Genomic DNA, 25,147 nt, shown 5'->3' with positions numbered 1-25,147 from the left:
CCATGCTATTATGAAAGCAGACGAACTGGAAGATATATGGCAGGCCTATGATGCAAAGCTGGCACAATCACTTGAGCTGAATATAAAAGTGCTGGAGAAAATAGAAGGGCAAAAAGTGCGTCGTTCCTTCATTGCACTGATCAGGTTCAAACTCTTCGCCATCATATTGGGTATTCCCTGGAATGCATTCCTGCTATTCCTGCTGTATTACGCCTGGCGGGAACCATTTTTTGCCATCTCGGCTATATTACTGGTGATCATCAATACTTACGCGATGATAGAATATGCCAGGCAGATCCGTGTGATCAGGGGCATTGATGTGAGTAATGCTATTTCAATCACACAGCAGCAGCTTACCTGGTTACATATTTCTGTGATCCGGTCATTCAGGATCATTTTCCTGCAACTGCCTTTGTGGACCATCTTTTATATTAAAGTACCGCTGCTGATGCAGGCTGGCTGGTCGTATTGGATCATCCAGTCGCTGATCACACTCCTTTTCATCTTTATAACCATCTGGTTATACAGGAATATTTCTGTGAAGAATGCGGGTTCAAAATGGGTGAAGGCTTTGATCTGGGAAGATGGCGGCAAATCCTTCGACAAGGCCACCAAATTCATGCAAGAGATTGAGGAATTTAAAAAAGATATTTTATGAGTAACACAATGATCCTGTTTGATAAATTATTGCGCGTGCAGGAACGCTGCCTGGATGTGATTGAATATGACCAGGCGAAAACAGTATTAAGGGCTTTGAAGCGTTCCCGTGTAAAACAATTGCTGGTGCTGATCTTTTCAAATATCGTAACGGTACATTTTGCGCTAGCGCATCTTTCTAACCTGGTGCTGGTTGTTTTGGCTGGTTTGCTGGTGCTGCTTAATGCGATCTGCATGGCTGGGGTAATTTGGCAGCTGAATATCCTTCAGCAGCAGGAATATTGGGAGCAGCTGCATGGGCCACAGAAGAGGACGGGCCTGTTGCAGACTGCGGCATTATTGCAGTCAGTTATCATCCGGTTCACCAGGATCCGGTTCCTGACCTGGCCGTTGTGCAGTGTATATGTAATGATAGGTGGTTCCTTTATAGGCTGGAATACAGATATGCCGGGTTTGCAGTTGGGCATGGCTGGATTGCTGCTACCAGTGAGCCTTTGGCTGTATTATAAGGTCAGATACACCAACCTGCATATTAAATGGGTGGAAGGTTTCGTGAACAGGGCCGGGCGGAAGTATTTACTGGAATTGATGGGTTTTAGCCCAGCAGATGGGTTGCAGGAAAAAAATCAGTAAATTAGAGCAAGTTATTCAGTACGCTTTTTACAAAAATCTCGTTCTACCTAACTAATGGACCAACAATTTGAACCTGGCCAATCCCCAGAAAGCGCCGCCATTATGAAATTCGCCACTCCTCCGGGAGCGAAGTTTACCATTTCTCACACCCTGCCGGCGGAATTAAGAACACCAGACCATGAAGTGAAAGAAGCCGCGGTAGAAGTGACGGCTGGGGAGTTTGGGTATTACGTGACCCAGGAAATTGCGGACAAAATAGCTGGTCAATCCTCAGAACTGAACTGGGTAGCGGGCTGGCTGGACTTTGTGATCACCAAACAGACCTTTCTTTACCCCGTTACCAAATTGCCCCTCATTGCTTTATACGCCGGGCTGGACAACACCATCCCCTGCATCCTGCAAGGTATTGTGCCCATTCCCCTGGTTTTGGAAGAAGGCAAGCTGGGCGTTTATTTTGTGCCGCCGGATATAAAGAATGAAGCCACCTTTGCGCCGAAACACTACAAGGCCGTGTATTTCTCTTTTTCAAACACTTACCTGGATAAGTTCAAGTCGGAACACCCTCAGTTCCAGGCGGTTTATGATAAAAAGAGAGAAAGTGAAATGCAGGGGCAGCGGATAGAGCCCATCGACCTGAATGCCAATGACTATCATATCATTGAACTGCTTCGTACCTCCAAATTACAGGGAGAGCCACTGAAGAAGTTATACGAAGCTTATATGAACCTTCTGCTGATCGGTTATTACCTCCGGCTCAGCCAAAGGGAGAACCTGCCCATTTCCAAAACCCGGCAGTACCATGAAGCCATCTCGATTGCCGTGCAGTATATCGACACGGCCTATAGTAACCCCAAACCTGTTCCGGAAATTGCCCGGCTGGTTTTTGTAAATGAAACTACTTTCCGGATCTGGTTCAAGGATATCATGAAACGCAGTCCTGGCGAGTATATCCTTGATCAGAAGTTCCTGCATGTGGAAGAAGCATTGAAAGATCCCAGGCTGTCTGTGAACCAGATTGCGCACATGACGGGTTTTGCAGATGGAGAACATTTGAGCAAGATGTTCAAGAAGCGATATAACATCACCCCGGCTAAATTTCGCATGAACCTCCCCGATTACCCCCAAACGGCGTAATTTTTTTGCCTTTCCTCCAAAATATTTTGAATTTGACCGGACTCGGTCCAAAAAAGCCGTGTACTTCGCTGGTACAAGCAAAGATATTATTCCGATTTAACTCTTACCTCCATTTTAACTAGTAATTAGTAAGCTCTCTCCAATTTAGCTTTTTACAAGAACTCGGTTTTGCTACCGTAAAAGGGGCAAAACCGATTTTCCCCGTTATTGATTTTCGTCGTCTTCTCGGTTTCTTTTCTTTTTAGTGAAAGACAATTTTGGACGGGATATGGATATGCCCGGTACGCTCCAATTTAGTTTTCTTGTAAAAATTGACTGGTGGCTGTATGCCATTCATTGCGGTATTTTTTCAGGTAATTCACATGCCCTGCTTCTTTGAAAGTCACCAGTTGCTTTTTACCTCCCAGATTTTTGTACACGTCGTCTATTTCCTGCCTGTTCACGCGTTCATCTTTTTCTCCGTAGAATAAGAGTGCAGGCACTTTTACTGATTTCGCATATTCAACTGGTTTATGCGCAAATCCCCAGAAACCATTTTCTACGCCACCCCAGAATACAAGGAAACTGGTGAGGGGAAAAACAGGTACGCCCACTGCTTTAAAACGAGCGGCAGCAGCCTGGTACAATGTAGCGAAAGGGCATTCGATAATGATAGCTTTTGGCGTGATGGGATAATCATGCAGAGCTTTCAATACAGCCACCGCTCCCTGTGAAGTACCAAACAGGTAAATGTTTTGCTCTCCAATTGTTTGCAGGTGATCATATGCTGCCTTTACATCTTTTGCTTCTTTATAACCAATAGTAGTTTGATTTCCTTCAGAGCCACCGGAGCCCATGAAATCTACCAGCAGGGTATTGTAACCCATACTCAGGAATTCATCTGATTTATCCAGCATAGAAGATTTCTCTCCGCTGTAGCCATGGAAGAGGATCACGGTGCCTTTGGGCTGAGGGGTTTTAATATACCAGCATTCTAAACGTTCATAGCTTTGCAGATGAATAGTTTCGTAGGGCTGTGCGGGTTTTCTGATATTAATCGGGCGTGGATTATCTACGCCAAAACAAACTGTTTTCAGTTTACCGGCAAAGGATAATTTGCGGGGATCTGTTTTGGGTGATTTGGTATCTGAATAATGGGTGAACTTATACGCGTGAAAACTGGCGAATAAGTTTGCCAGCAAGAACAACGTGAGCAATGCCCATCCTATCCGTTTTAATATCTTTTTTAACATCCGAGTGTTGTAGTGATGACAATTATTTTGCTGATCATTTTACCATCTGTTTTACGTTTGCCGGAAACCCGAAAGAGGTAAGTATCTCCAAATACTTCCAACGGATTGTCTTTCACAGATTTAACATCTTTTATGAGATTCAGCCATTCTTCTCCGCCCTGGGCTTTCACTGCAGCTTTCACTTCTTCTAATGTAACTTCAGGAAAAATGCTTTGGTCCTCCCGGCTATATTCTTTCGCCATATAAGAACTGTCTTCCTGCATATATAATTCCTCCCATGCTGAATGACCGTGTTTCCAATCAGACAATTCATATAACCCTTCTTCTGTAGAGATCATCATGCTGGTTTGCAACTGCTCTTCTACTTTGATGTTTGTCAGCTGCTCTGATTTTATATAGATCTGCAACACCCTGTCCAGCGTATAACCAGCGTCTGCGATATAAAAGATCGTATCTGCGCCTGGCACGTTATCCAACTCTTTATCTTCTGTCTGAAAAAGTGAGGTATGCAACAGCAGAACTCTAAGTTCATGAAAAACGACCCTTGTAGCAGAATCTATAGGCTTTCCTTCTTCCTCTATTTTCATTTCTTCTTTAGCTGTATCTGCAGGTGCTGCAATAATACTACTATCCGTTGCTGCAGGAGCAGGTGAATTATTGCAGGCTGCTAAACAAATGCCTGCCAGGAGCATAAAATATTTCATAGGTTATTTCTTCTTTTTTGAAGACTTTGCAAACTTATTATAATCCAGCGCTAAATCCAACCAGTAAGCTAATTGTTTTTTTGTTTTTAACACTTCTTCGTCCACAAAAAAATATCCTTTCATCTCACGGCCGTGATGTACCATGGGGCCAACACCTTCTTTCCCTACTATTTCTTCAAACATAACAGGGTCCAATCTTACCATGATGCTATCTGCTCTAACGGCTACGCACATCTTATCATTCACCATGAAGCAGAGGCCACTGAACATCCTCTTTTCTTCCACGTTTGATTCCGCGGCGGCGATCATTTCGCGTACCCGGTCGGCCATTTTTTCGTTGAAAGACATAAGGTGACGATTTTTTATAAATATCGTTTTTTTGCCGCTTCAAACAAGAGATCGAGGGCTGTATAAGTGTCTTTTGTCTGGCAATTAGTGAAGAAGATAAAGGCTTTGTTGTTTTGGATGTATACCTGGGTGATAAAAGTTCCCGGGTTGCCGGTGTTAGTGATCACCATCTCTCCGGTTTCCTTCTTTTCCCAAAACCAGCCGATGGAAAAAGTGGGCAGGCCATGCAGGAGGAAATGGAATTCTTTCGCTGGCAGGATATTCGTTTCCCCCTTCAAACCTTTCAGTTGCAGTTGTATGAACGTTACATAATCCGGCAGGCTGATATTTATATTCCCTGCGGCCAGCAACCATTCCAGTTTATAATTATGTTGCGGTGGCTCAGGAATGAGTTGGGCATCATGGCCCCAGGGTTGTGTGCTGTCTGTCTCATTGGGGTTTCCAAAAGCAAAGTGTAACCCCAGTTTATTCCCCAGGTCATTCACAAGTTGCTTGTAGGTTTTACCGGAAGCTTTTTCCAGCATGATGCCTGCCACCACATAACCGGCATTGGTATAACTTAATTCTCCTTTAGGTTGAACGGGGGGCTGCTGTAACAGCCAGGTGGCAAACTGAAAGCGTTGTTCATCTTCATTACCGGCAAATTTAGCTGGTTCTTCATTTGTGTAAGTATACGGTACCAGCGGAGTCCGGAAACTGAGTAATTGTTGCAGGGTTATATTCCGGTAAGCGGGATGCATTTTGGATAACAGCGCACTCACTTTCGTATCCCATTTGATCTTCCCTTCCTTCACGAGTAATGCAGCGATGAAACCGGTAATGGCTTTTGTGTTTGATCCTATCCGGAACCTGTCCTGCAGTTTTGCGCCGGAGATATTTATTTCATATACACTGTCCGCCGATACAACGGCATAACCCAATGCAGGGATATGATACGCTGTTTTGATACTATCTGCAAACGCAGCCAGGTGCTGGCATTTTACGGAAATGGAAATAAGCAGCGGGAGAATAAAGAGGGAGAAAAGTTTGTACATTTCTTCAAAATTACAAAAAAATACCTTCTCCCAAAAGGAAGAAGGTATTGACATCTACATAATAGAATTTCGCCCTCAGAACGGTGATGACGAAATCATTACCAGAAAGGTTAACTGCTATTTCAGTAATCTAATCAACAGGGCAAAAGTTGTGAAATTATCTTCACACCCCTGTTATTTATTCGTTATTACTTTGAAGCCAGCGTTTGCTGAAAGAATGCTTTCATATCCATCCAGGATGCGCTGTCTGCCTTTGCATTATACAATACCGGTTCTTCCTGGTTGTTATGTGCGGGGTTTGTAAAGCCATGGCGTGCGCCGTCGTACACTTTGAATGTGTACCGTGCGCCGATAGAGTCCATTTGTTTTTTGAATTTCGCTACTTCTTCCGGTGTTACAAAAGGATCATCTCCTCCGTGGCAAACAAGTATGGTTGATGTTAAAAGATCTTTATTGGCGGGAGTACCTACCAGGCTTCCGTGAAAACTCACAATTGCTTTTAATGGTGTACCCAGGCGAACACTGTTCAACAACATACCACCACCAAAACAATATCCTACTGCGGCAATGTTATTCGTATCTACCTGCGGATATGTTTTAATTTTAGCAATGGCTGCATCTATACGCCGCTGCGTCATTTGCGGATTTTCATAAAAGGGTAGTGAGTAAGCTAAAGCGCTGTCCGGGTTCGTGGTGGTTTTCCCGTTTCCATACACATCTACTGCGAATGCTACGTAACCCAGTTTGGCCAATTCTCTTGCCCTGTATCTGGCATAATCATTCAGTCCATCCCATTCATGTACTACCAGTACTGCCGGACGGATGGAATCTTTACCTTCCTCATATACCAGGAAACCTTTCATTTGTACACTGTCTCCCGTATAGGTGACATTTTCCTCTTTAAATTTTGGTTCCTCCGTAGCGGGTTGTTTGGTACTGTTGTTACAGGCTGCGGTAGTGATAACCAGCAGCAGAAAGAGCAGGTGCTTCATATTTGATGGATTTTGCGGTACAATAAATTTACGACAGTTGGCATGATTTTTCTACATTTATATCTATGAAGCATATCACCCTCCTCCTGGCCGGATGGTTGTTTGTAGCCGCCGCCTGTACAAAAAGTGAAACCCCTGCTCCTCCTGCAACACAGGAAGCTAAAATGCTGGACATCTCCTATGGTGCTGATACCCGCAACAAGATGGATGTTTATCTCCCAAAAGACAGAACAACTGCTACACCATTTGTGATCCTGATCCATGGCGGCGCCTGGATCGGCGGAAACAAAGAAGATATGCGAGGATTCCAGGACCTGCTGCTGGCAAGGGGTTTCGCGAGTGTTTCCATGAGTTACCGGTATGTGAATGCTACAATTCATTATGAGCAATTAATGGAGGATGTGAACAAGGCGGTTACTTATTGTTTAAACAAATCGGGTGAATGGAATATCCGTAATACAAAACTGATCATTGCCGGTGTAAGTGCAGGAGCGCATATGGCATTGCTGTATGGCTATAAATATGATGGAGGCGGAAAGATCAGTGGCATTGTTTCTATGTGCGGCCCTACGGACCTTACAGATCCTGTGATGCTGAATTACGCTGCCAGCATTGGTCTTGGCCCTGCAGTGAATGCTTTGGCAGGGGCCACCTATGTAGCCGGCCAGCCGGTGGATGCAAAATTTACTGCTGCCAGTCCGCTTAAACAAGCAAAGAACATTCCCACCTTAATGTTCCATGGAACGGCAGACCTCACTGTTCCTTACAGCCAGGCGGAATTACTGAACAATCACTTAACCCAGCTCAATTACAACCATAAACTTGTGACCATTACAGGGGCAGGACACGATCTGGGCATCAACGTCCCGGCCAACCTGATACTGATCGAAGGGGAATTCAGGAACTGGATCGAGACTTACAGCCGTTAGCTTTTAATCCTTTTCGCAGGGTTTAAAATCCGTTTCGGATAGCCGGGCAGGCTGCATCTTTCCGCAACTTTGACCTATGCATTCAAACCACATCATCATTGAAGGCGCCAGGGAAAACAACCTGAAAAATGTGTCTCTGCGCATTCCTAAGCAACAGATCACTATTTTCACCGGTGTTTCAGGCTCCGGTAAATCCTCCATCGTTTTTGATACCATTGCCAATGAAGCGCAGCGGCAACTGTATGAAACCTTCACGGCCTTCATTCGTACTTTTCTTCCCAAGTACAGCCGGCCTGCGGTAGATGATATTAAACATCTCTCTACAGCCATTGTAGTGGATCAAAAAAGACTGGGCGGCAATTCCCGTTCCACCCTGGGAACCATTACTGACATCAATCCTTTACTGCGGGTATTGTTTTCCAGAACGGGACAACCAGCTACAGGTCCCGCGCACATTTTCTCTTTTAATGACCCCGGCGGCATGTGTCCGGAATGCCAGGGGATTGGCAGAAAAATAGGACTGAACCTCAAACTCTTCCTGGACAAAACAAAATCCCTCAACGAAGGCGCCATCACCTTTCCCGCTTTTTCAGTGGGCACCTGGTACTGGAAAGTATATGCGCTTTCCGGTTACTTCGACAACGACAAACCTCTGAATGATTACACACCGGAAGAATGGCAAAAGCTGCTCTATGGCGAACCGGCGAAGGTGGATCTCGGCGAAATATCGATGACGTATGAAGGGCTGATCGATAAATTCGACCGGCTGTACATCAAAAAAGATGGCGCCATGGCGGATACCACCCGTAAAAGAGTAGAACCCTTTATGACCACGGTTGCCTGTACAGCCTGTGATGGCTCACGGTATAATCCAACGATCTTAGCCTGTACCATTGATGGTTATAATATTGCAGACATAACGGCGATGCAGGTGGATGAACTGATCAAAGTGATTGCTGCTATCAGTGATCCCAGCGTTACTCCCATTGTAATAGGATTACAGGAAAGATTACAGGCGTTGGTGGATATAGGGCTTGATTATGTAAGCCTCGATAGGGAAACAACAACACTTTCCGGTGGAGAATCTCAACGGGTTAAAATGGTAAGGCATCTGAGCAGCAGTCTTACTGATATGTTATACATCTTTGATGAACCGAGTGTGGGTTTACATCCCCGGGATGTACACCGGCTCAATGATCTCTTACAACAGTTGCGGGATAAAGGCAATACAGTGATCGTAGTAGAACATGATCCTGATGTGATCAAAATTGCAGATCATATTGTGGATGTAGGGCCGGAAGCAGGCTCCCATGGAGGGCATATTGTATATGAAGGAAATTATGAAGGCCTTTTGCAGGCGGATACTTTAACCGGGCGATATCTTAAACACGCATTGCCTATCAAATCAACGTTCCGTTCTCCGAAAGGAAAGATCCCCATCTCAAAGAGTTCATTGCATAATCTGAAAGATGTGGCGGTGGATATTCCTTCAGGCATATTGACTGTGGTAACTGGTGTGGCGGGATCGGGAAAAAGTACACTCATCAATGAGCTGTTCCTTCAACAACATCCGGAAGCCATTGTGATAGATCAATCTGCAGTGAGTGCAAATGTGCGTTCCAATGCAGGTACTTATACAGGGATCATGGATACGATCCGTCAATTGTTTGGTACGGCTAATAAAGTGAGTCCTTCCCTATTCAGTTATAATTCCAAAGGGGCCTGCAAAAATTGTAATGGGCTTGGTGTGATCGTAACGGACCTTGCTTTTATGGAAACGATCACTACACCCTGTGAGGTGTGTGGTGGTAAACGTTTTCAGGAAGAAGTACTGCAATATAAACTGAACGGGAAATCTATCAGTGAAGTATTGGAAATGACGATCGAAGAAACACTTACTTACTTTCAGAAGAAAGATCTTCAGGCACGATTACAGGCCATTCATGATGTAGGACTTGATTACTTAACACTGGGGCAGCCACTCAGTACTTTATCCGGTGGGGAATGTCAACGGTTGAAACTGGCCAGTGAACTGCATAAGAAAGGAAGTTTGTATGTGATGGATGAACCCACTACGGGGCTGCATATGTCTGACATTGAACATTTGCTGATGATCATGAACAGGCTGGTGGATAGCGGTAACACGGTGATCGTGATAGAGCATAACCTGGATGTGATCCGTAATGCAGACTGGATCATAGACATTGGACCGGAAGGTGGTCACAAGGGAGGTAAGATCATTTTTGAAGGAACACCCGTGGACCTTTTGCAGGCTTCCGGTTCACTGACAGGGAAATATCTTCGCCTTTCTCAGAGTACCAACTGAGTATGTAAACGAGTAAGCGTTTCCAGCGGATCTTTACAGAATCCGGGATGGATTTTAGACGATTGAATAATAGTGCTGCGTGTGGCAGTGAGCCAGCGGAAACGGGAAGCGGGGTCTAATTTACCAATGGGCCCTGCATCCTTTCCGCCTTTGCTGATATTTTCAAAGGCTTGTATATATTCTTTCACTTCGGTTATATCTATCTGGCTGCAAAACGCGCGGAGCCTATCTTCATTCAAAGCAAACATCGCCTGCAAAAAGTTTAACTTCTTGCAGAAAAGGATCACACCGACATTGAGGAACTCTTCTCTTTCCACTCTCGGTACGATCCTGATAACGGCGTACTCAAATAAGTGCTGTTCTTGCATGTTGTGCTTCTTTTACAAATATTTCGGAGGATGCAATACGGGATTGCAGGAACTGTGCGTATACGTTTCGGCCTTCTGCTACGGAAGCTACCATTTCATTGGCAGCCAGCCATTCGTCCGGAATTAATGCTACTATTTCGTTGATGCGTTCTTCCGTTAAAATAGCTTTACAAGCTGCATCTGCTGTTTCCAATTCTGTAGCCCATGGTAACAACACATGATCTTTCACCTGCACAAAAGGGCGTTTGGACTGTTCTTCCCAGTTAGACCAGGAGTGATGAAAATATAAAGCAGCGCCGTGATCTATCAGCCACAGTTCCCTGTTCCACATCAGCATATTTGTATTCCTGGGTGTGCGGTCTACATTCATGAGAAAACAATCCAGCCATACGATCTTTGAAGCCAATGCGGCATCTACAGTGGATGCAGTTGGATCAAATGTGATAGCACCGGAGAGATAATGTAATGCTAAATTAAGCCCTACGCTTGCTTTGTTCAGGTCCTGAATCTCTTCATCCGGTTCTGTGCGGCCAAATGCAGCATCCAAGTTGGCGAAAACAAGTTCTGGTACTTTGAGGCCCAGCAGGCGGGCTATCTCTCCTCCGATCAATTCAGCAATGAGGGCTTTAATTCCCTGGCCTGCGCCGCGGAATTTGAGTACATACAAAAAGCCATCATCAGCTTCTGCAATAGCAGGCAGTGAACCACCTTCGCGGAGCGGTGTGACGTAACGGGTCACATTAACGGTTCTGGGTGTATGTGGCTGATGGGTCATTTGGGGGGTGAAATTAATGAAAAAATCCATGCCGGGGCGATTCACCCTATAGATGACCAAAAACACTCTATTATTTTAACAACCCTCCAAGCCATAGTTATGACAATAATTACCATTACTTCTTTAGTTCACTACCTCTCACTGGTGGAAACAATTGTTGATAAGAAAAATGAGATCGTCCTGTTTAGAGGGCAAATGTGCGACTGGCCGTTACTTCCTTCTATTGCCCGTAAAGATCCTAAAGAAAACACTACCCGGATGGAAAAAGAGATGCTGAAAGATCTTCATCGCCGTTCCAAATTACTTCTGAATTGCAAAATAGATACAAAATGGGAATGGCTTGTACTGGCCCAACATAAAGGGTTATTGACCAGGCTTCTTGACTGGACAAGCAATCCCCTCACTGCTTTATGGTTTGCATGCCAGCCTTGTGGTATAAATGACGCCTGTGTTTATATAATAGATACTGACAGAAGTTTAGATGTTGATCAAAGGAAATCTCCATTTAAGAACAACAAAACCCGTATCTATAAGCCCATCCTGAATAATGAATTGGTTATTGCCCAGGATGGATGGTTTACTGCCCACTATTATTGTAAGGACGAACAGGAATTTATTCCTTTAGAAAAGGATGTGGATATGAAAGATCTCATCACCAAGGTGATAATTCCACATGCATTAAAGCCACTGCTTATTAAAAGACTGTCCAGGCTTGGAACAAACAGCAGGACTATTTATCCTGGTCTCGAAGGATTATGCAAACACCTCAATTGGAAATACCAGGTGGCCAATTCTATTAAATAAAGAGGCTTTTGTTACTAGTCCGTATATTTATATATGGAATTTAAAGTAACCAAATGCAGCCTCGAAACCATTCAGCCACTCCGTGTGCTGTTCCTGCATGAAAGTAATTTTCAATTCGTTTGTAACAAGTTTCATGATTTTGGCTGGGCGGATACTTATCAGTTTACGATAAACGATATGGAGATCGGTTATGGCTCCATTTGGGGAAAGGACCAGGTGGCGATCTTTGAATTCTATATCATTCCGCCTTTCAGGAAATTCGCACATCTTATCTTCCCCAAATTCCATACAGCCTGCGGTGCTGCTTTAATTGAAAGCCAAACCAATGACCCCTTGTTATTGGCCATGTTGTATGCTTATGGCACTAACATCCATGCAGAGGCCATTTTATTTGAAGACCATTATACGAGTACGCTTTCTTTACCTGATGTGATCTTTCGTAAAACGAAAGATACGGATGAGATGGGGGAAGATGATAGCAGCCACGTGCTGGAAAAGAATGGAGAGATTGTGGCCAGCGGAGGTTTTGTATGGAGTTACAACATGCCCTATATAGATATTTACATGCATGTAAAAGAACCATATCGCCAACAGGGATTTGGCAGCTTCATCGTACAGGAATTAAAAAAAGAAGCTTATCTCCTGGGAAGAATACCTGCTGCCCGGTGTAATATCAACAACCATCACTCTCAGGCTACTTTGCTGAAAGCTGGTTTTAAAGTATGCGGATACAGGGTAAAAGGTACGATAGCCCTTTGATCAAGGAAATTCTGCACATGGTGTAAATCATTTGTGTACAACGCTTAATAACAGGATGTTTAGTAAAAAAAGGGATATGAAGACCATTTACACACTTTGCATACTGATACTGCTGGGCTCCTCTGCAGCCGCCAAAGAACGTACTTACATTGGCAGTACCCCAGCTGATCGCAGCATCCGGGAATTCCTGGGCATCTCTTTAACGGATTCCATTGATTTTATCCGGTGGAAACTGGTGCTCCGTTTTACGGATTATGATCTTGAATGCCAGTACGGTATTTGCAAGCCCAATACCAATGGATTTATGGATGAAAAGAGGATCGCCATTAAGGGTGGTTCGTCCAAAAAAGAGGGTATTCATTATTACCTGCTGAACAATGGTAAAAAAGCGAATGTACTTGAGATCAATACCAACCTGGTGCATTTTGCGGATGCAAAGGACCAGTTGCTCTCAGGGAACGGTGGTTTCAGCTATGCTTTAAATAATATCAGGAGCCAACCGATGGACCTGTTCAACTATCCCACCAAACAAACGCCGCTCAAAAATGCAACAGTGTATGAAGGCAGAACACCTTGTAACCCTTTATCTGATGCGGTAGGCATGGGAAGGCTTGAAACGTGTTACAAACTAAAATGGTACTTCATCTTTTATACAGACGATAACGGCAAACCCACTTATTACCTCAAAGGCGGCATGAAGTATAAAAAAGAAACCATGGCCAGGGGCACGTGGGAAGTTAAGGCCGGAAAAGACGGCAGGATCATCTATAAAGTGAACCCTTCCCCCAACGATACCTATACCCTGTATTTTGTGAAAGCCGGGGATAATATCCTGTTCTTTACTGATCCTGCAGGTAACCTGCTGGTGGGCACGGAAGATTTCAGTTTTACACTGAACAGGAGGGTACAGGAATATGCGCGGATAGAAAGGTAAAACAACCTTAGAGCTATTGTAGAGCTTTGCATTTACTATGTCGAGCCTATGTCAAGGAATATCAGGTAGGGCTTAATTCATTTCTTAGCAGGAGGGTTAAACTGAAAATCCCAATATTTTACCAATGATCTCAAAGGATCGTTCCATGATCAAAAATATCATGATCTATATCATTATCTGCACCTGATGGGTATCATTCCCGTTTATGGAATAGTGTTATATCTTCATCTTGTCATTATGAATAACACCTATTACCATGAATCATTTTTTACGCGCCTGTATTATCCTGCTACTTTTTGGAAGCTGTAATACTTCTGCTCCTGTTCCTTCTATTTTTGGTCCATCAGACCTTCCTTCTCAATTCGTGCAGATCAACACGTTAGAAGATACCACGCTGCAACTGGCGGGCGGTACTTTGCTTATTATTCCAGCCAATGCACTAAAGGCAGAGGGCGAAACGCAGGTAAAACTGGAAATAAAAGAGGCTGTTACGATTGAGGATATGTTGCTGGCAGCACTTCATACTGAAAGCAACGGACAACCATTGAGAAGTGGTGGCATGATCTATATCAACCCTTCCCGAAGTGCAAAAGTGGACATACTCAAACCCGTTCAGATAAAGATACCTACTGATGATAAGATGGATAACATGATGTTATTCAACGGGAAGGAAGAAGGGGATGGTATTAACTGGGTATCCCCGCAGCCTATACCTATGAAGCCTAATACGGTTGACATAGCAGTGGGGCAAAAAATATTTATGTCCAGTTGTACGCCCTGCCACGCTATTGATCGTAAGACAATAGGCCCTGCATTATATGGAACGATGCAACGCTGGAAACATGATACTGCGGCAGTATATCGCTATACGAGAAATAATGCGGCTGTTGTGGCATCCGGTGATAGTTACGCCTGCTGCATCTTCAAGTCTTTCAATAAACTGGCGATGAATCCTTTTCCGACACTGACGGATAAAGAACTGGAAGCCATCTATCATTATATAGACCGTGAAGGGAAAAAGAAATGGGATGTGGTGCCGCCTCACCTGGCTACTTCTGAATGTGATGATTGCCGGAATCGCCCTACTGCTACACCTATGCGTGAAAATTCAACAGTATTTGAAGTTGCTGGTTTTCCTGAAATAAAAAAACAGCCTTTCTATGAGGCATCGATCCAAACTTTTGGATGGTATAATATTGATCAGCTCATCCTTAAATCTGCCAATTGTGTACTAAGCGAGCTGGATGTTCATATAACTGGTCAGCTGGATGAATCGGTATCTCTTTCTCTTGTTATTCCTTATTATAAGATCTATCTGCAAGGAGGGCTGTATAGTGATGGTAAAACTTATGGATTCAATGAATCAGGATATGATATGTTACTGCCGGAAGGCATCACAGCATATGTTATTGCCAGCAAGGGCACAGATCCTCAAAAACTATCCTTTGGCGTTAAAAAATTCACCACATCCAGGAAGCAATCTTTGACAATGGATATGAAGCCAGCTACTAAGAAAGAAGTGTTGCAATTCATTAAAACAATTCAACAATCGGTACCTGCCAGCAAACCAAAAGAGGAAGGGGAGACAATTATATCTGATACAACGTATGTATTGTCCAGACTGGATAGCCTCTGTAGTTGCGACACTTCCAAATAAAAACCCTCCCGCAAAAAAATGTTACCTTAGCGCACATTTTATAAAGCAATATGATGAAACTGGATGATCAACTTAAGGAAAGAAGTGGTAACAAATGTGAGCTCTGCCAAAGCGAAACGGCTTTAAAAACATATGAAGTACCACCACAATCCCGCAGCACTCCTGATAACAGTATCCTGATCTGTGCTAAATGCCTCGCGCAAATAGACAAGAAAGAAGATCTGGACAGTGATCACTGGAAGTGTTTAGCGGAATCTATGTGGAATGAAGTACCCGGGGTACAGGTTATGTCCTGGCGGATGCTGAACCGCCTTCAGCATGAAAGCTGGGCCATGGAGAACCTGGATATGTTGTACCTCACAGATGAAAATCTGGAATGGGCTAAAGCCACCGGGGATCAGGATAATGACGGAACGGTTGATCTGCATAAAGATGCTAATGGTAACCAGTTGCAAACAGGTGATACGGTTGTGCTCACGAAATCCCTGGATGTAAAGGGTTCTACGCTCAATGCTAAGATGGGTACTGTGGTGAAGAATATCAAATTAGTGGAAGAAAATACAGAACAGATCGAAGGAAAGATAGAGGGGCAGTTAATCGTTATTCTTACGAAGTATGTGAGGAAACAGGGATAATATTTTATTAAATAAAAGCGGCTGCTTCATAACAATTGAAACAGCCGCTTTTAATTTATTACATTTTATAAGGGGGCAATAATCATTACTGAATTTCAACATGAATGTGATCATCATGCCGCACGGCTTTGCATCCCTGATAACGGATCTTGTCGCTCTCTATTGCCATTCTGCTTTTTAGATGCGGTTCCAGGAAGATCTTTTTTACGGAAGGATTTGCAACCAGTTTTAGGATGAGTGCTTTCGTTCCTGCGAGGTCCAATTTATAATTCTCTCTGCTGCTTTGTGGTGTGATGTAGTGAAGGAGACTATACTGCCATCTTCCCTTCCTTTCACATTCTGCCGGCATATTCACTTCATGCGGCAATGGTTCCTCATAAATGCCGTAACCATTCCAGGAAGGTATCTGATCTGTTTCTTTGTTCGTGCGTTTATCAATATACCGGAAAGCGATGTCCAGCTTATATCCATCATTATGACTCAAATGAGGGAATAAGGGGAAGCCGTTGATGAAAGGGAAATTGGCATCTAAACAATTTACGTTTTCCATATCTACAATTACCGCTTTCAAATCAGGACGTACATAGTTTCTGTTGAGGATGGTGGAAATGAAAGTAGATCTTACCTGCACGCGGCCTGTTTCTCTGGCAATCATGGGAACTATACCATAACTGGTAATGGCATACAATACCAGGAAAATGAAAAATTGGGAAATGCGTTTCACCGGGATGCAAATGGCTAACAGATATACCAGCCCACCTATCTGGGATAGCATGGTGAGGAGAATAAAAACCAATATGATAAGAAATACCCGGCCCATTTATCAGATTAACGATAGCGTAATGTACAACATTGGGGGGATGAATACTTTCCTACATAAAAAAACCGCCGGCCCCGGGGGACCAGCGGTTTCCATATTAAATATAACTTAGCGGGTCATCTCTTCTATCTTCTTATATAAAGCTTCTCCTTTGAGGCCTCGTGCTACTACCCTTCCCTTTGCATCCAGCAGGAAATTATCCGGCACTGCGCTGATGCCGAAAAATACCGCTACCGGCTCCTGCCATTTCTTTAGGCCGGATACATGATACCATGGCATACCGTCTTTTACGATCGCGTCTTTCCAGCGTTGTGCATTATCATCCAGTGATACACTGATGATCTCAAAACCTTTCGGGTGGAAGGAGTTGAAAGCTTTTACAACGTTTGGATTTTCTGCACGGCAGGGAGCACACCAGCTGGCCCAGAAATCTACCAATGTTACTTTGCCTTTACTTACCACATCATTTAAATGCAGTTCATTACGGGCGGTATCCAGTGAAGTAAAGGAAGGCATTACAGTGCCGATCTTCGTTTTCTTCGCTATTGTTAGTTTGGCATCGAGGTCTTTTCCTAAAGGCAGTTGCTTCAGTGAAGGGTCCAGTGATTCAAACAAGGGAGCGGTTACGGAATAATTCATGGTTGCTCCTGCCAGTTGCGTGATGGCTTCCAAAGAGATGAATGACTTTGGATTTGCTTTTACGAAACGGATCTGTGTTTGTTTCATGGAATCCTGCAGCGCCTTATATTCTGCTTCCAACTCTTTGAATGCAGGTGTTTGCTGTTTTTCCTTTGGAGTGGCCATCGCTGTTCTCCGTAATTCCATTAAACGATCCAGGAAAGGTTTTGTGGCGCTTTCGAGTTTTTTGTGATCTGCATTTACCTCGTGCGTTTTTAGCTGACTGTAGCGCAGGGAATCTGTTCCTTCAAGGAGCAGGACGCCGGGTTCAAGATAGAATCTTATATTATCGGCGATCTCGTTCCTTTTCATGGGCTTCATGGAACGAAGGCCTGTACTTACCGGCTGTTCCAATTTCCCTTTTATTTCGAAACGGCCATCTGTAGCAATGATCGTATCAATCACCAGCGCATTATTCTTTATATAAATAACTGCAATGGAGTCTTGTCCTTTCCAGTTACGCATATGCCCTTTCAGGTGGTATTCCTTTTCCTGGCCAAGGCTCAGCAGTGGTAACAGGAGTAATATGATGAGGATGTGCTTCATTTTTCAGTGTTTATTCGTAACCGGGGTTTTGACTGAGATTTGGATTCCTTTGTCTTTCGGAGAGTGGGATGGGCAGTATCAGGTTGGTGGCATTCCAGCCTGTTTTGTGTGCGCTATAGATAGCATCTGCCTGTCCGGTACGTTTGATGTCAAACCAGCGATGGCCCAGTTCACCAAACAACTCTGTAAAGCGCTCTTTGTAGATGGCTTGCAGCAGATCTGCTTTACTGATACCCGGGTTGGTGTTTTTGATCAATGGCAAACCGGCACGGTAACGGATGGAATCGACATCTGCAATGGCATCTGTGAGTTTGTCCTGTTGTGCTCTGGCTTCTGCGCGGATGAGATATTGTTCTGCGAGGCGGAACATGAAACTACCTTCTGCTTTTGCACCTACCTGTGTGTTGCTGTATATTTTGTATTTAAAACATCCGGGAAATCCATCAGTTCCGGTCCTTGTCCATTTGACCCTACGTTGATCACCAGGTTCAAAAGCGGCCAGCAGTGAGGGGCTTAAACGGAATGGCATATTGGTAGTGGGCGTAGCGTTACTGGCTAACTTACTGGCCTCATAAGTATAGAGGTTTGCACCAGCACCGGCAATCTGCCAGATCGCTTCGGGAGAAGCGAGTAAGGAGATACCATTCAGGGAATCCAGTTTATATGCGCCTGTGTTGATTACTGCGCTGGCTTGTTTTTCTGCTTCTGCCCAGTTCTTTCTGTATAGATACATTCTTGCCAGCAAAGCGGTGGCCGTCCATTTGTTGGCTCGGATCCTAACACCCTCCTTCATATAAGCTTCGCCTGTTTTTTCCTGTGCAAATAAAAGATCTTCTTCTATCTGCGCCCATACTTTTTCAGGTGACGACCTTGGTGCTAATGCATTGACCCGATAATCCGATGTAAGCAACAAGGGTACGGAGTCAAAACAATTCACCAGGTAGAAATAGTTCAATGCTCTGAGGAAGCGGCCTTCCCCCAATAATTGATCTTTTGTTCTGGGGGTAACTCCCGGAGACTTTTCTACATTCTCCAGTAAAACATTTGCCTGGTAAATGATGTTGTACATCGGGCCCCATAGCGTACCACTAACAACTCCGTTAGTATTGGCCAGTTTGAATTCGAAGAATTGTTGTTCATCTGCTCCATAGGTAAGTTTCACGAATTCATCAGATGCTACGCCAAGATTGGTGGTCAGACCTCCGGAAAAAGGTCCTGTTCCCAAAGAGTACTGTGTACTGGCATAAATACCACGTATAGCAGTGTTCGCCTTCTGGTCATCTGCAAATACAGCAGCTGTGTTCAGTTGGGTGATGGGTAAAGGTACCTCCACAAATTTGTTACAGGCCGCAGCAACCATTAGCATAAGCGTTCCTGCAATTAATATTTTATATCGTTTCATTTCTTTCAATTGATCAATTTAGATATTCACTTGTATACCGGCAGTGATAGTACGTAATGGCGGCAGCTTGAACATGAAGGTGGTTTCCGGATCGCTATCCTTGGTCTTAGCGAAAGTGAACAGGTTCTGCGCATGCGCATATACCCGCACACTGTTCATTTTGATCTTTTTCAACCAATTGTTGGGAAGATCGTAGGATAGGGATACTGTCTTTACTCTCAAATAGGAATTGTCTGAATAGGTCACATCGGAGGAACCCGCAGCAGACCATCCGGATAAACTATTCGCAGGGATTGAATTGTTCGTTGTAAATTTCTGGTAAGGTGTTACGTCACCCGGTTTTTGCCAGCGATTCAGCGCTATGTAGGGCACATTCTGCAAACCTCCAACAGGTATAGGGGTGAAACCAGCAGAAGCGAGAGAAGCCAGCCAATTCCTACCCATCTGGCTGCTGAATTGCAGGAAAACTCCCAGCTGAAAACCTTTATAACTAAAGTTATTCTGCATACCTCCGAAAAATTTCGGGTCTGTATTAAAGAGTGGTTGCAGATCGCCTGCCGCCGTTGCCGAGAAGGTACCGTTCTTGTCTTCATCTTCTACGTTATATAATCCTGTTTGAGGATCTACACCGAGGTTTTTACCAATGAAAACGAGGTTGAGTGGTTGTCCGATAATAAATCTGGACGCATAACTCGTCTGGCTCAGATTGGGGAAGCGCAGTAATTTATTCTTCGGAACTGAGAGGTTAAAGTTGGTGGTCCAGTTGAAATCTTTGCTTTTAATGTTAGTGGTATTCAGTGTAAATTCCCAACCGCTGTTTTCCAATAACACACCTTGAAGGTTAGCTGTGATACTGCTGAAACCGGTAGTGAGAGGCAAAGGATAATCTACCAGCGGATCACTGGAATGGTTACGGTACCATGCTGCGGTGAAGAGGATACGATCCTGCAGGAAACCTAATTCCAGCGCAACTTCCAGCTTTAAATTCTTTTCCCAGTGCAGGTCTGGTTTAAACAGACTGGTGGGTGTAAGGGCCGCAGAATCTTTGTAAGTAGGATAGAAAGCATTAGAGGTATAAGAATCGATATATTTATATTCACCGATCTTGTCATTTCCTGTTATGCCATAGCTACCTCTCAATTTACCAAAGCTGATGGCAGGATATGCTTTCATGAATTCTTCATTGGTGAAGAGCCATGCAGCACCTACCGCACCAAAGTTGGAGAAGCGGAAATCAGGTCCAAAACGGCTGGAACCATCTCTTCTTCCGGAAAAATTTACGAGGTACTTATTGTTGTAATTATACGTAACCCGGCCAAAGAATGCCTGGTATTTATATTCATTGAGGATAGTGGCGGGGTTGATGAACCCGGTAGCCGGAATACCTACGAGTGATCCAAGGAATTCATCACTTGTATAACCTCTGATCCCGAAGCTATATCCATTATTACGTTGGCTTTGATAGGTTGCGCCACCCAATACATTCAATGATCCTTTACCGATGTATGTGTTATAATCGATCTGCGGCTCTACGATCCAGCTTTTGAAATTATTGTTGCCGAACCTGGCAGAGCCGGTAGGGTCTGCTGTATTAGGATTCAGCGACGTTTTAGGCGTGATGGCCAATTCCTCCACTGATACCTGGTTATAACCAATATTACTTCTGATGTATAATCCTTTCAGGATATTATAGGACAGGTTGACACTTGCATTCAGGTTATCTGTTTTTGCTGAATACTTATTTAAAGTATAGGCAAGCGGGTTATCTGAGGCAACTCCTTTTTCATTCCACAAGAAACCACCCAGTGAATCATAAATCTGAAAATTCGGCGGAAGGTTCAGTTTACCGGACAGGTCTGTGGAAGTAGAAGTATTAAGAGCAGAAGTGAAATTACCACTGAAAATAGCGGTAAACTTCTGGTCTGCAGAGCGGGAAGTGATATTGAAATTAGCGGAAGCCTTTGAGTTGGGGAATGTTCCCGGATATACATCTGTTTCTTTGAAATATCCTCCGCCTACAAGGAACTGCACAAGATTGTTTCCTCCGGATAATGATGCCTGGATATTTGTCATACTAGCTGTACCACCGATCAATTGTTTGGCGAGATTATTATCACGCGTGGTATCCCAGAGCAACAGATCATATGCATTGGCAGTGGTCATTGCCTTGTTATCATTCCTGAATGCTTCATTCCGCATGGCCACATAATCCTTTGTACTCAAGAGGTCAGGTAATTTCACACGGCTGCCACCGGTTTCTGCTCTGAGATTAAAACGGGTAGCACCTGCTTTAGCTCTCCTGGTAGTGATCATGATCACACCATTTGCACCACGGCTTCCATAAATGGCGGTGGCATCGGCATCTTTCAGTACTTCAATACTTTCTATGTCGGCCATGTTTACGCTGTAAAAAGGACTCAGGCCCAAAGTAGCGCTGCTGCCACTAATGGCAGAACTCACCATGCTCACTTTATTATTACCGGTAGACATGGGTACACCATCAATAATAAACAATGGTTCATCTGAAGCGCCATTGGTTTGATCTATCTGTGTACGGCCACGGATATTTACTTTGAAAGCAGAACCCGCAACGCCGGTGTTTTGTGTGATCACCATACCAGGAACCCGGCCAGCCATTGCTGACAGCACATCAGATACGGGTGCTTCATTCAATTCTTTGCCGGATACTTTAAAAATGTTCCCTGTATTTACTCTTTGAGAGGTGGTACCATAAGCTTGTACTACAGCTTCGTCCAGTTTGCTCACATACTGTTCCAGTACGATCCGCAAAGTCCTGGAGGCCGGGATGATCACTTCTTTCGTTTGAAACCCAATGAAAGTGATCACGAGTGTTTCTCCTACATTGGCAGTGATGGTAAATTTACCATTGGCATCGCTGGCGGTTCCATTATTCGTTCCTTTTACTTTAATAACGGCACCCGGCAAATAAATACCATCTGTTCCCATCACCATTCCGGTAACTTCTACCGGAACCGGGGCCACTGCTGTGGGCTGGTCCATCTGGCTGATGATCACATTGCCATTTTTAATAGCCCATGCCAGTCGGCTTTCTTTCAAAGCCTCTATGAGAAAGGCTTTCAGGGGAAGGTTCTTAGCAGACACTGAAATAGGCGCAACTGCTTTCACTGCATCCATATCATAAAACACCAGGTAACCGGTTTGTTTTTTAATCTCCGCAAAAACCTGTGCCAATGGCACGTCGCGGCCCGACAGGGTAACAGTCTGTGCCTCGCCTTTGTTGGCGGACACCTGCAAGCAGAAAACGATGAGAAGGAAAGCGGTCAGACGCATTATTCGCAATGTTTTAGTCAGGAAACTATGGCTATCACTCGTTTCCATGGTTGATTCTGGTCCTATACGCCATGGCATAGGATGGCCTTTACAAAGCACATTAATTTGCATACTTTCGTACTGTTGAATGGTTGATTAATAAGTAGTCTTACCCGAGACTTTTTCTATTCTATTGACCAGACGACATTCCGCTCCGGTTGCACCCGGGGCGGTTCTTTTTCTGGAAAATTCCTTTTGGTTGTTTACGGTGTTACGATCAGCTTGTTCCCTTCTTCTATCTTTACGTCTACTTTCATTACCCGCATTACTTCTACAATATCAGAGAGGTACAGGCTCCGGGATAATTCTCCCCCAAATACCCTGCGTGGTATCACTCCTTTATATATTACGTCTACATTGTACCAGCGCGACAGTTCGCGCATTACTTCCTGTAAGTCTTTTTGTTCAAAATGGAAGACGCCGTTTTTCCAGGCTATCACTTGTGTTTTCTCCATCGGGCTCATGTCTTTCACCTTGATGCCGTTTGCCTGCTGGCCTGGTTTCAGCGTTACTTTTTCTGTTCCCTGCGCTACTTCTACTTTCCCCTCCAGCAGGCTGGTTTGGATGCTTTCCTCATCGGTGTATGCATTCACGTTGAAATGTGTGCCGAGTACTTTTATCTCTGTGCCTTCGCGAAGTTTTACATTGAACGGCTTTTCAGCATTATGGCTTACTTCGAAATAAGCCTCTCCGGTTACTTCCACGATCCTTTCATTTCCTTTAAATACAGTAGGGAAGCGGATGGAGGAAGCTGCGTTCAGCCAAACGGTTGAATTGTCCGGCAGGGTGATCTTAAACTGACCGCCTTTAGGAGTGGTGAGTGTATTATATACTGGTTCCTCTGCTTCTTTTGCATCGTATACCAATTCCCCACCCTGTTGGCTGATAGCGGTTTTCCCCTGCAACAATACCTGGCGGCCGGTACTGTCCAGGGTTACCTGGGAACCGTCTCCCAGTGTGAGGATGGCTTTATTGGTGCCGGGGGCTACGTCTATTTTTGCCATTTGGGCAGATTGTTTTTCCGGCAACAGGAAATAGCCACCTATTATCAAAACAGCAGCAGCGGCCGCAGCCCACCAGCGCAGATATCTTTTAATAGTGGTTTTGGGTTTGATCAGTGCGTAGATCTCTTCTGCGTTTTTTGTTTCCAGCTTAGTATCTACGCTATGTTTAGCCATCAGGTCATCCAGCAGGGAATCATCCGGTTCTCCGGGAATGGCATTCCTTAAGGCCTCCATTAATTCTTCCCGTTCTTCCGGCGTGCAGGATTTATCATAAAAACGTCCGAGCAGATAGTCCCATCTTTCGTTTTGCATATTATTAAGGCCTGTTTGATCTATTGACAAACAGAAAGCGCGAGAGGGGTAGTGGGCAGGAAAAAAAAGTTTAACGATACATCTTTAAGAGGCAAATAGCCAGGAAACTAACGGTGCCACCGTGTTCCTGCAGATAATCCTTTACGCCGCGAACCGCAGCCATCATGTGTTTTTTGACGGTTTCCCTGGAGATATGCAGTTGTTCTGCAATGTCTTCATGTTTGAGGCCTTTGATGCGGCTAAGCCTGTAGACTTTTTGCTGCTGGCCCGGAAGTTGGTTGATGGCGTTGTGCAGGAGGGTTTCCAACTCTTTCGCCAGGGCGGCATCTTCTGTGGTGTTGCGTTCGTTGCCGGCGGGGAACAGATCCCGGATCAGGCTTTCCTCGTGGGCTTTTCTTTTCATCCCGTTCAATACGAGGTTGCGGGTCATGCGGTTGAGGTAAGCGGGCAGGTTATCAATGGTGTGGAGGGATTCCCGGTTGATCCAGATCTTCACAAACACGTCCTGTACTACATCTTTGGCAATCGGGTCTGATTCCGTCATGCGTAATGCGAAAGAATATACGAATGGGTGATACCGGTCGAAAAGTTCCCGGAAAACAGATTCTTCACCCCTGGAGAGTTTTACCAGCCATTCCCGCTCTATGTCTGTTTGTTCTTGCATGCCTTGATTTCCCCGGGGCTAAAAGTAGTAAAATATACAGTAGGGTGCAAGGCAACTGATCTTCCCTTTCGGGAAGATCAGCAAGTCTATTTGTTTATTCTTGTAAGCTGGGCCAGCGTAAATGCTCCTACGGCCATTACCAGGTCACGTACCGCCACATCAAAATAATGTCCTGAGGCTATTAACTGCAAGGCAATGCAGATCAGCCATGCCATCACTATATAAGCTCCTATCAGCGGACGGATGAGTACAATGATACCTGCCACGATCTCTATCACCCCTACTATCTTCATAAAAACCAATGCGTCCAGGGGTAATATGTCTTTTATACCTCCCAGGTAATCTACCCAATTTGTGAGCAGATTGGTATATTTGTCCAGCCCTGCAACGATAGGGACGATCCCGAAAGTGAGTTTTAATGTGTTCTGTAACTGCTGTAGTGTAGCCAT

At 44.4% G+C, this 25,147-nt stretch carries 24 protein-coding genes; 10 read left to right on the top strand and 14 right to left on the bottom strand.

Annotated features, from left to right (window positions below):
* Positions 1 to 10 precede the first annotated feature (10 nt).
* The 3 genes from GFS24_RS27185 (at position 11) to GFS24_RS27175 (ending at position 2,424) form a co-directional block, all read left to right on the top strand.
* Complete coding sequence (locus GFS24_RS27185; RefSeq protein ID WP_153665331.1) at positions 11 to 658, top strand: hypothetical protein; 648 nt, start codon at positions 11 to 13, stop codon at positions 656 to 658.
* Entirely contained in the window at positions 655 to 1,290 is a 636-nt protein-coding gene (locus GFS24_RS27180) for a hypothetical protein (RefSeq protein WP_153665329.1), read from the top strand. Before GFS24_RS27185 ends, GFS24_RS27180 begins: the two co-directional genes overlap by 4 nt.
* 102 nt (positions 1,291 to 1,392) lie before the next feature.
* Positions 1,393 to 2,424 carry a helix-turn-helix transcriptional regulator gene (locus GFS24_RS27175; protein WP_173003212.1) on the top strand — a complete coding sequence of 344 codons (1,032 nt, stop codon included), beginning with the start codon at positions 1,393 to 1,395 and terminating at the stop codon, positions 2,422 to 2,424.
* Positions 2,425 to 2,717: 293 nt separating this feature from the next.
* On the opposite strand, the gene GFS24_RS27170 is transcribed toward GFS24_RS27175, so the two are convergent.
* The 5 genes from GFS24_RS27170 to GFS24_RS27150 all read right to left on the bottom strand — a co-directional run bounded on the left by GFS24_RS27170 (position 2,718) and on the right by GFS24_RS27150 (position 6,734).
* Positions 2,718 to 3,656, bottom strand: a complete 939-nt coding sequence (locus tag GFS24_RS27170; RefSeq protein WP_153665325.1) for an alpha/beta hydrolase — start codon at positions 3,654 to 3,656, stop codon at positions 2,718 to 2,720.
* Complete coding sequence (locus tag GFS24_RS27165) at positions 3,650 to 4,360, bottom strand: hypothetical protein (RefSeq protein ID WP_153665323.1); 711 nt, start codon at positions 4,358 to 4,360, stop codon at positions 3,650 to 3,652. The genes GFS24_RS27170 and GFS24_RS27165 overlap by 7 nt, the downstream gene beginning before the upstream one ends.
* A gap of 3 nt (positions 4,361 to 4,363) precedes the next feature.
* Positions 4,364 to 4,708, bottom strand: a complete 345-nt coding sequence (locus GFS24_RS27160; protein WP_153665321.1) for a TfoX/Sxy family protein — start codon at positions 4,706 to 4,708, stop codon at positions 4,364 to 4,366.
* A gap of 14 nt (positions 4,709 to 4,722) precedes the next feature.
* A complete protein-coding gene (locus GFS24_RS27155) occupies positions 4,723 to 5,742 on the bottom strand; it encodes a serine hydrolase (RefSeq protein WP_173003211.1) in 1,020 nt (339 codons plus the stop codon).
* A gap of 188 nt (positions 5,743 to 5,930) precedes the next feature.
* Positions 5,931 to 6,734 (bottom strand): dienelactone hydrolase family protein, encoded by an 804-nt coding sequence (locus GFS24_RS27150; RefSeq protein WP_153665317.1) that lies wholly within the window; start codon positions 6,732 to 6,734, stop codon positions 5,931 to 5,933.
* Positions 6,735 to 6,799: 65 nt separating this feature from the next.
* Between GFS24_RS27150 and GFS24_RS27145 the strand changes: the two genes are divergently transcribed.
* Both GFS24_RS27145 and GFS24_RS27140 read left to right on the top strand, forming a co-directional pair.
* Positions 6,800 to 7,663: an alpha/beta hydrolase gene (locus tag GFS24_RS27145; protein ID WP_153665315.1), complete on the top strand. Its 864-nt coding sequence runs from the start codon at positions 6,800 to 6,802 to the stop codon at positions 7,661 to 7,663.
* A gap of 76 nt (positions 7,664 to 7,739) precedes the next feature.
* Entirely contained in the window at positions 7,740 to 9,989 is a 2,250-nt protein-coding gene (locus GFS24_RS27140) for an excinuclease ABC subunit UvrA (RefSeq protein ID WP_153665313.1), read from the top strand.
* Here the strand turns inward: GFS24_RS27140 and GFS24_RS27135 are convergent.
* Both GFS24_RS27135 and GFS24_RS27130 read right to left on the bottom strand, forming a co-directional pair.
* Positions 9,974 to 10,357 carry a DUF3037 domain-containing protein gene (locus GFS24_RS27135; RefSeq protein WP_153665311.1) on the bottom strand — a complete coding sequence of 128 codons (384 nt, stop codon included), beginning with the start codon at positions 10,355 to 10,357 and terminating at the stop codon, positions 9,974 to 9,976. The two genes, GFS24_RS27140 and GFS24_RS27135, sit on opposite strands and share 16 nt — an antisense overlap.
* The gene (locus GFS24_RS27130; protein WP_153665309.1) at positions 10,335 to 11,132 is read right to left on the bottom strand and encodes a HipA family kinase; all 798 of its coding nucleotides are present in this window, start codon (positions 11,130 to 11,132) and stop codon (positions 10,335 to 10,337) included. The genes GFS24_RS27135 and GFS24_RS27130 overlap by 23 nt, the downstream gene beginning before the upstream one ends.
* Between GFS24_RS27130 and GFS24_RS27125 the strand changes: the two genes are divergently transcribed.
* The 5 genes from GFS24_RS27125 to GFS24_RS27105 all read left to right on the top strand — a co-directional run bounded on the left by GFS24_RS27125 (position 11,115) and on the right by GFS24_RS27105 (position 15,921).
* The gene (locus GFS24_RS27125; RefSeq protein ID WP_153665306.1) at positions 11,115 to 11,936 is read left to right on the top strand and encodes an FRG domain-containing protein; all 822 of its coding nucleotides are present in this window, start codon (positions 11,115 to 11,117) and stop codon (positions 11,934 to 11,936) included. The two genes, GFS24_RS27130 and GFS24_RS27125, sit on opposite strands and share 18 nt — an antisense overlap.
* Before the next feature lie 33 nt (positions 11,937 to 11,969).
* A complete protein-coding gene (locus GFS24_RS27120) occupies positions 11,970 to 12,695 on the top strand; it encodes a GNAT family N-acetyltransferase (RefSeq protein WP_153665304.1) in 726 nt (241 codons plus the stop codon).
* 76 nt (positions 12,696 to 12,771) lie between these two features.
* Complete coding sequence (locus GFS24_RS27115) at positions 12,772 to 13,629, top strand: hypothetical protein (protein WP_153665302.1); 858 nt, start codon at positions 12,772 to 12,774, stop codon at positions 13,627 to 13,629.
* Between the two features lie 256 nt (positions 13,630 to 13,885).
* Positions 13,886 to 15,286, top strand: a complete 1,401-nt coding sequence (locus GFS24_RS27110) for a c-type cytochrome (RefSeq protein WP_153665299.1) — start codon at positions 13,886 to 13,888, stop codon at positions 15,284 to 15,286.
* Positions 15,287 to 15,336: 50 nt separating this feature from the next.
* Complete coding sequence (locus GFS24_RS27105) at positions 15,337 to 15,921, top strand: alkylphosphonate utilization protein (RefSeq protein ID WP_253906609.1); 585 nt, start codon at positions 15,337 to 15,339, stop codon at positions 15,919 to 15,921.
* Positions 15,922 to 16,006: 85 nt separating this feature from the next.
* On the opposite strand, the gene GFS24_RS27100 is transcribed toward GFS24_RS27105, so the two are convergent.
* From GFS24_RS27100 to GFS24_RS27070, 7 genes are all read right to left on the bottom strand, one after another.
* Positions 16,007 to 16,696 carry a hypothetical protein gene (locus GFS24_RS27100; protein ID WP_253906607.1) on the bottom strand — a complete coding sequence of 230 codons (690 nt, stop codon included), beginning with the start codon at positions 16,694 to 16,696 and terminating at the stop codon, positions 16,007 to 16,009.
* A gap of 153 nt (positions 16,697 to 16,849) precedes the next feature.
* On the bottom strand, positions 16,850 to 17,965 hold the full coding sequence (locus GFS24_RS27095; protein WP_153665295.1) for a TlpA disulfide reductase family protein: 1,116 nt from the start codon (positions 17,963 to 17,965) through the stop codon (positions 16,850 to 16,852).
* A 10-nt stretch (positions 17,966 to 17,975) separates the two neighbouring features.
* A complete protein-coding gene (locus tag GFS24_RS27090; RefSeq protein ID WP_153665293.1) occupies positions 17,976 to 19,367 on the bottom strand; it encodes a RagB/SusD family nutrient uptake outer membrane protein in 1,392 nt (463 codons plus the stop codon).
* An 18-nt stretch (positions 19,368 to 19,385) separates the two neighbouring features.
* A complete protein-coding gene (locus tag GFS24_RS27085; RefSeq protein WP_173003210.1) occupies positions 19,386 to 22,679 on the bottom strand; it encodes a SusC/RagA family TonB-linked outer membrane protein in 3,294 nt (1,097 codons plus the stop codon).
* Positions 22,680 to 22,921: 242 nt separating this feature from the next.
* Entirely contained in the window at positions 22,922 to 24,034 is a 1,113-nt protein-coding gene (locus tag GFS24_RS27080) for a FecR family protein (protein ID WP_153665289.1), read from the bottom strand.
* 70 nt (positions 24,035 to 24,104) lie between these two features.
* Positions 24,105 to 24,698 carry an RNA polymerase sigma factor gene (locus GFS24_RS27075; RefSeq protein ID WP_153665287.1) on the bottom strand — a complete coding sequence of 198 codons (594 nt, stop codon included), beginning with the start codon at positions 24,696 to 24,698 and terminating at the stop codon, positions 24,105 to 24,107.
* Positions 24,699 to 24,784: 86 nt separating this feature from the next.
* The gene (locus tag GFS24_RS27070; RefSeq protein WP_153665285.1) at positions 24,785 to 25,147 is read right to left on the bottom strand and encodes a hypothetical protein; all 363 of its coding nucleotides are present in this window, start codon (positions 25,145 to 25,147) and stop codon (positions 24,785 to 24,787) included.

The sequence above is a fragment of the Chitinophaga sp. SYP-B3965 genome (assembly GCF_009647655.1).
Classification (GTDB): Bacteria; Bacteroidota; Bacteroidia; order Chitinophagales; family Chitinophagaceae; genus Chitinophaga.
Note: the sequence above shows the minus strand (reverse complement) of the source record. Positions and strands in the feature narration are given on the sequence as shown.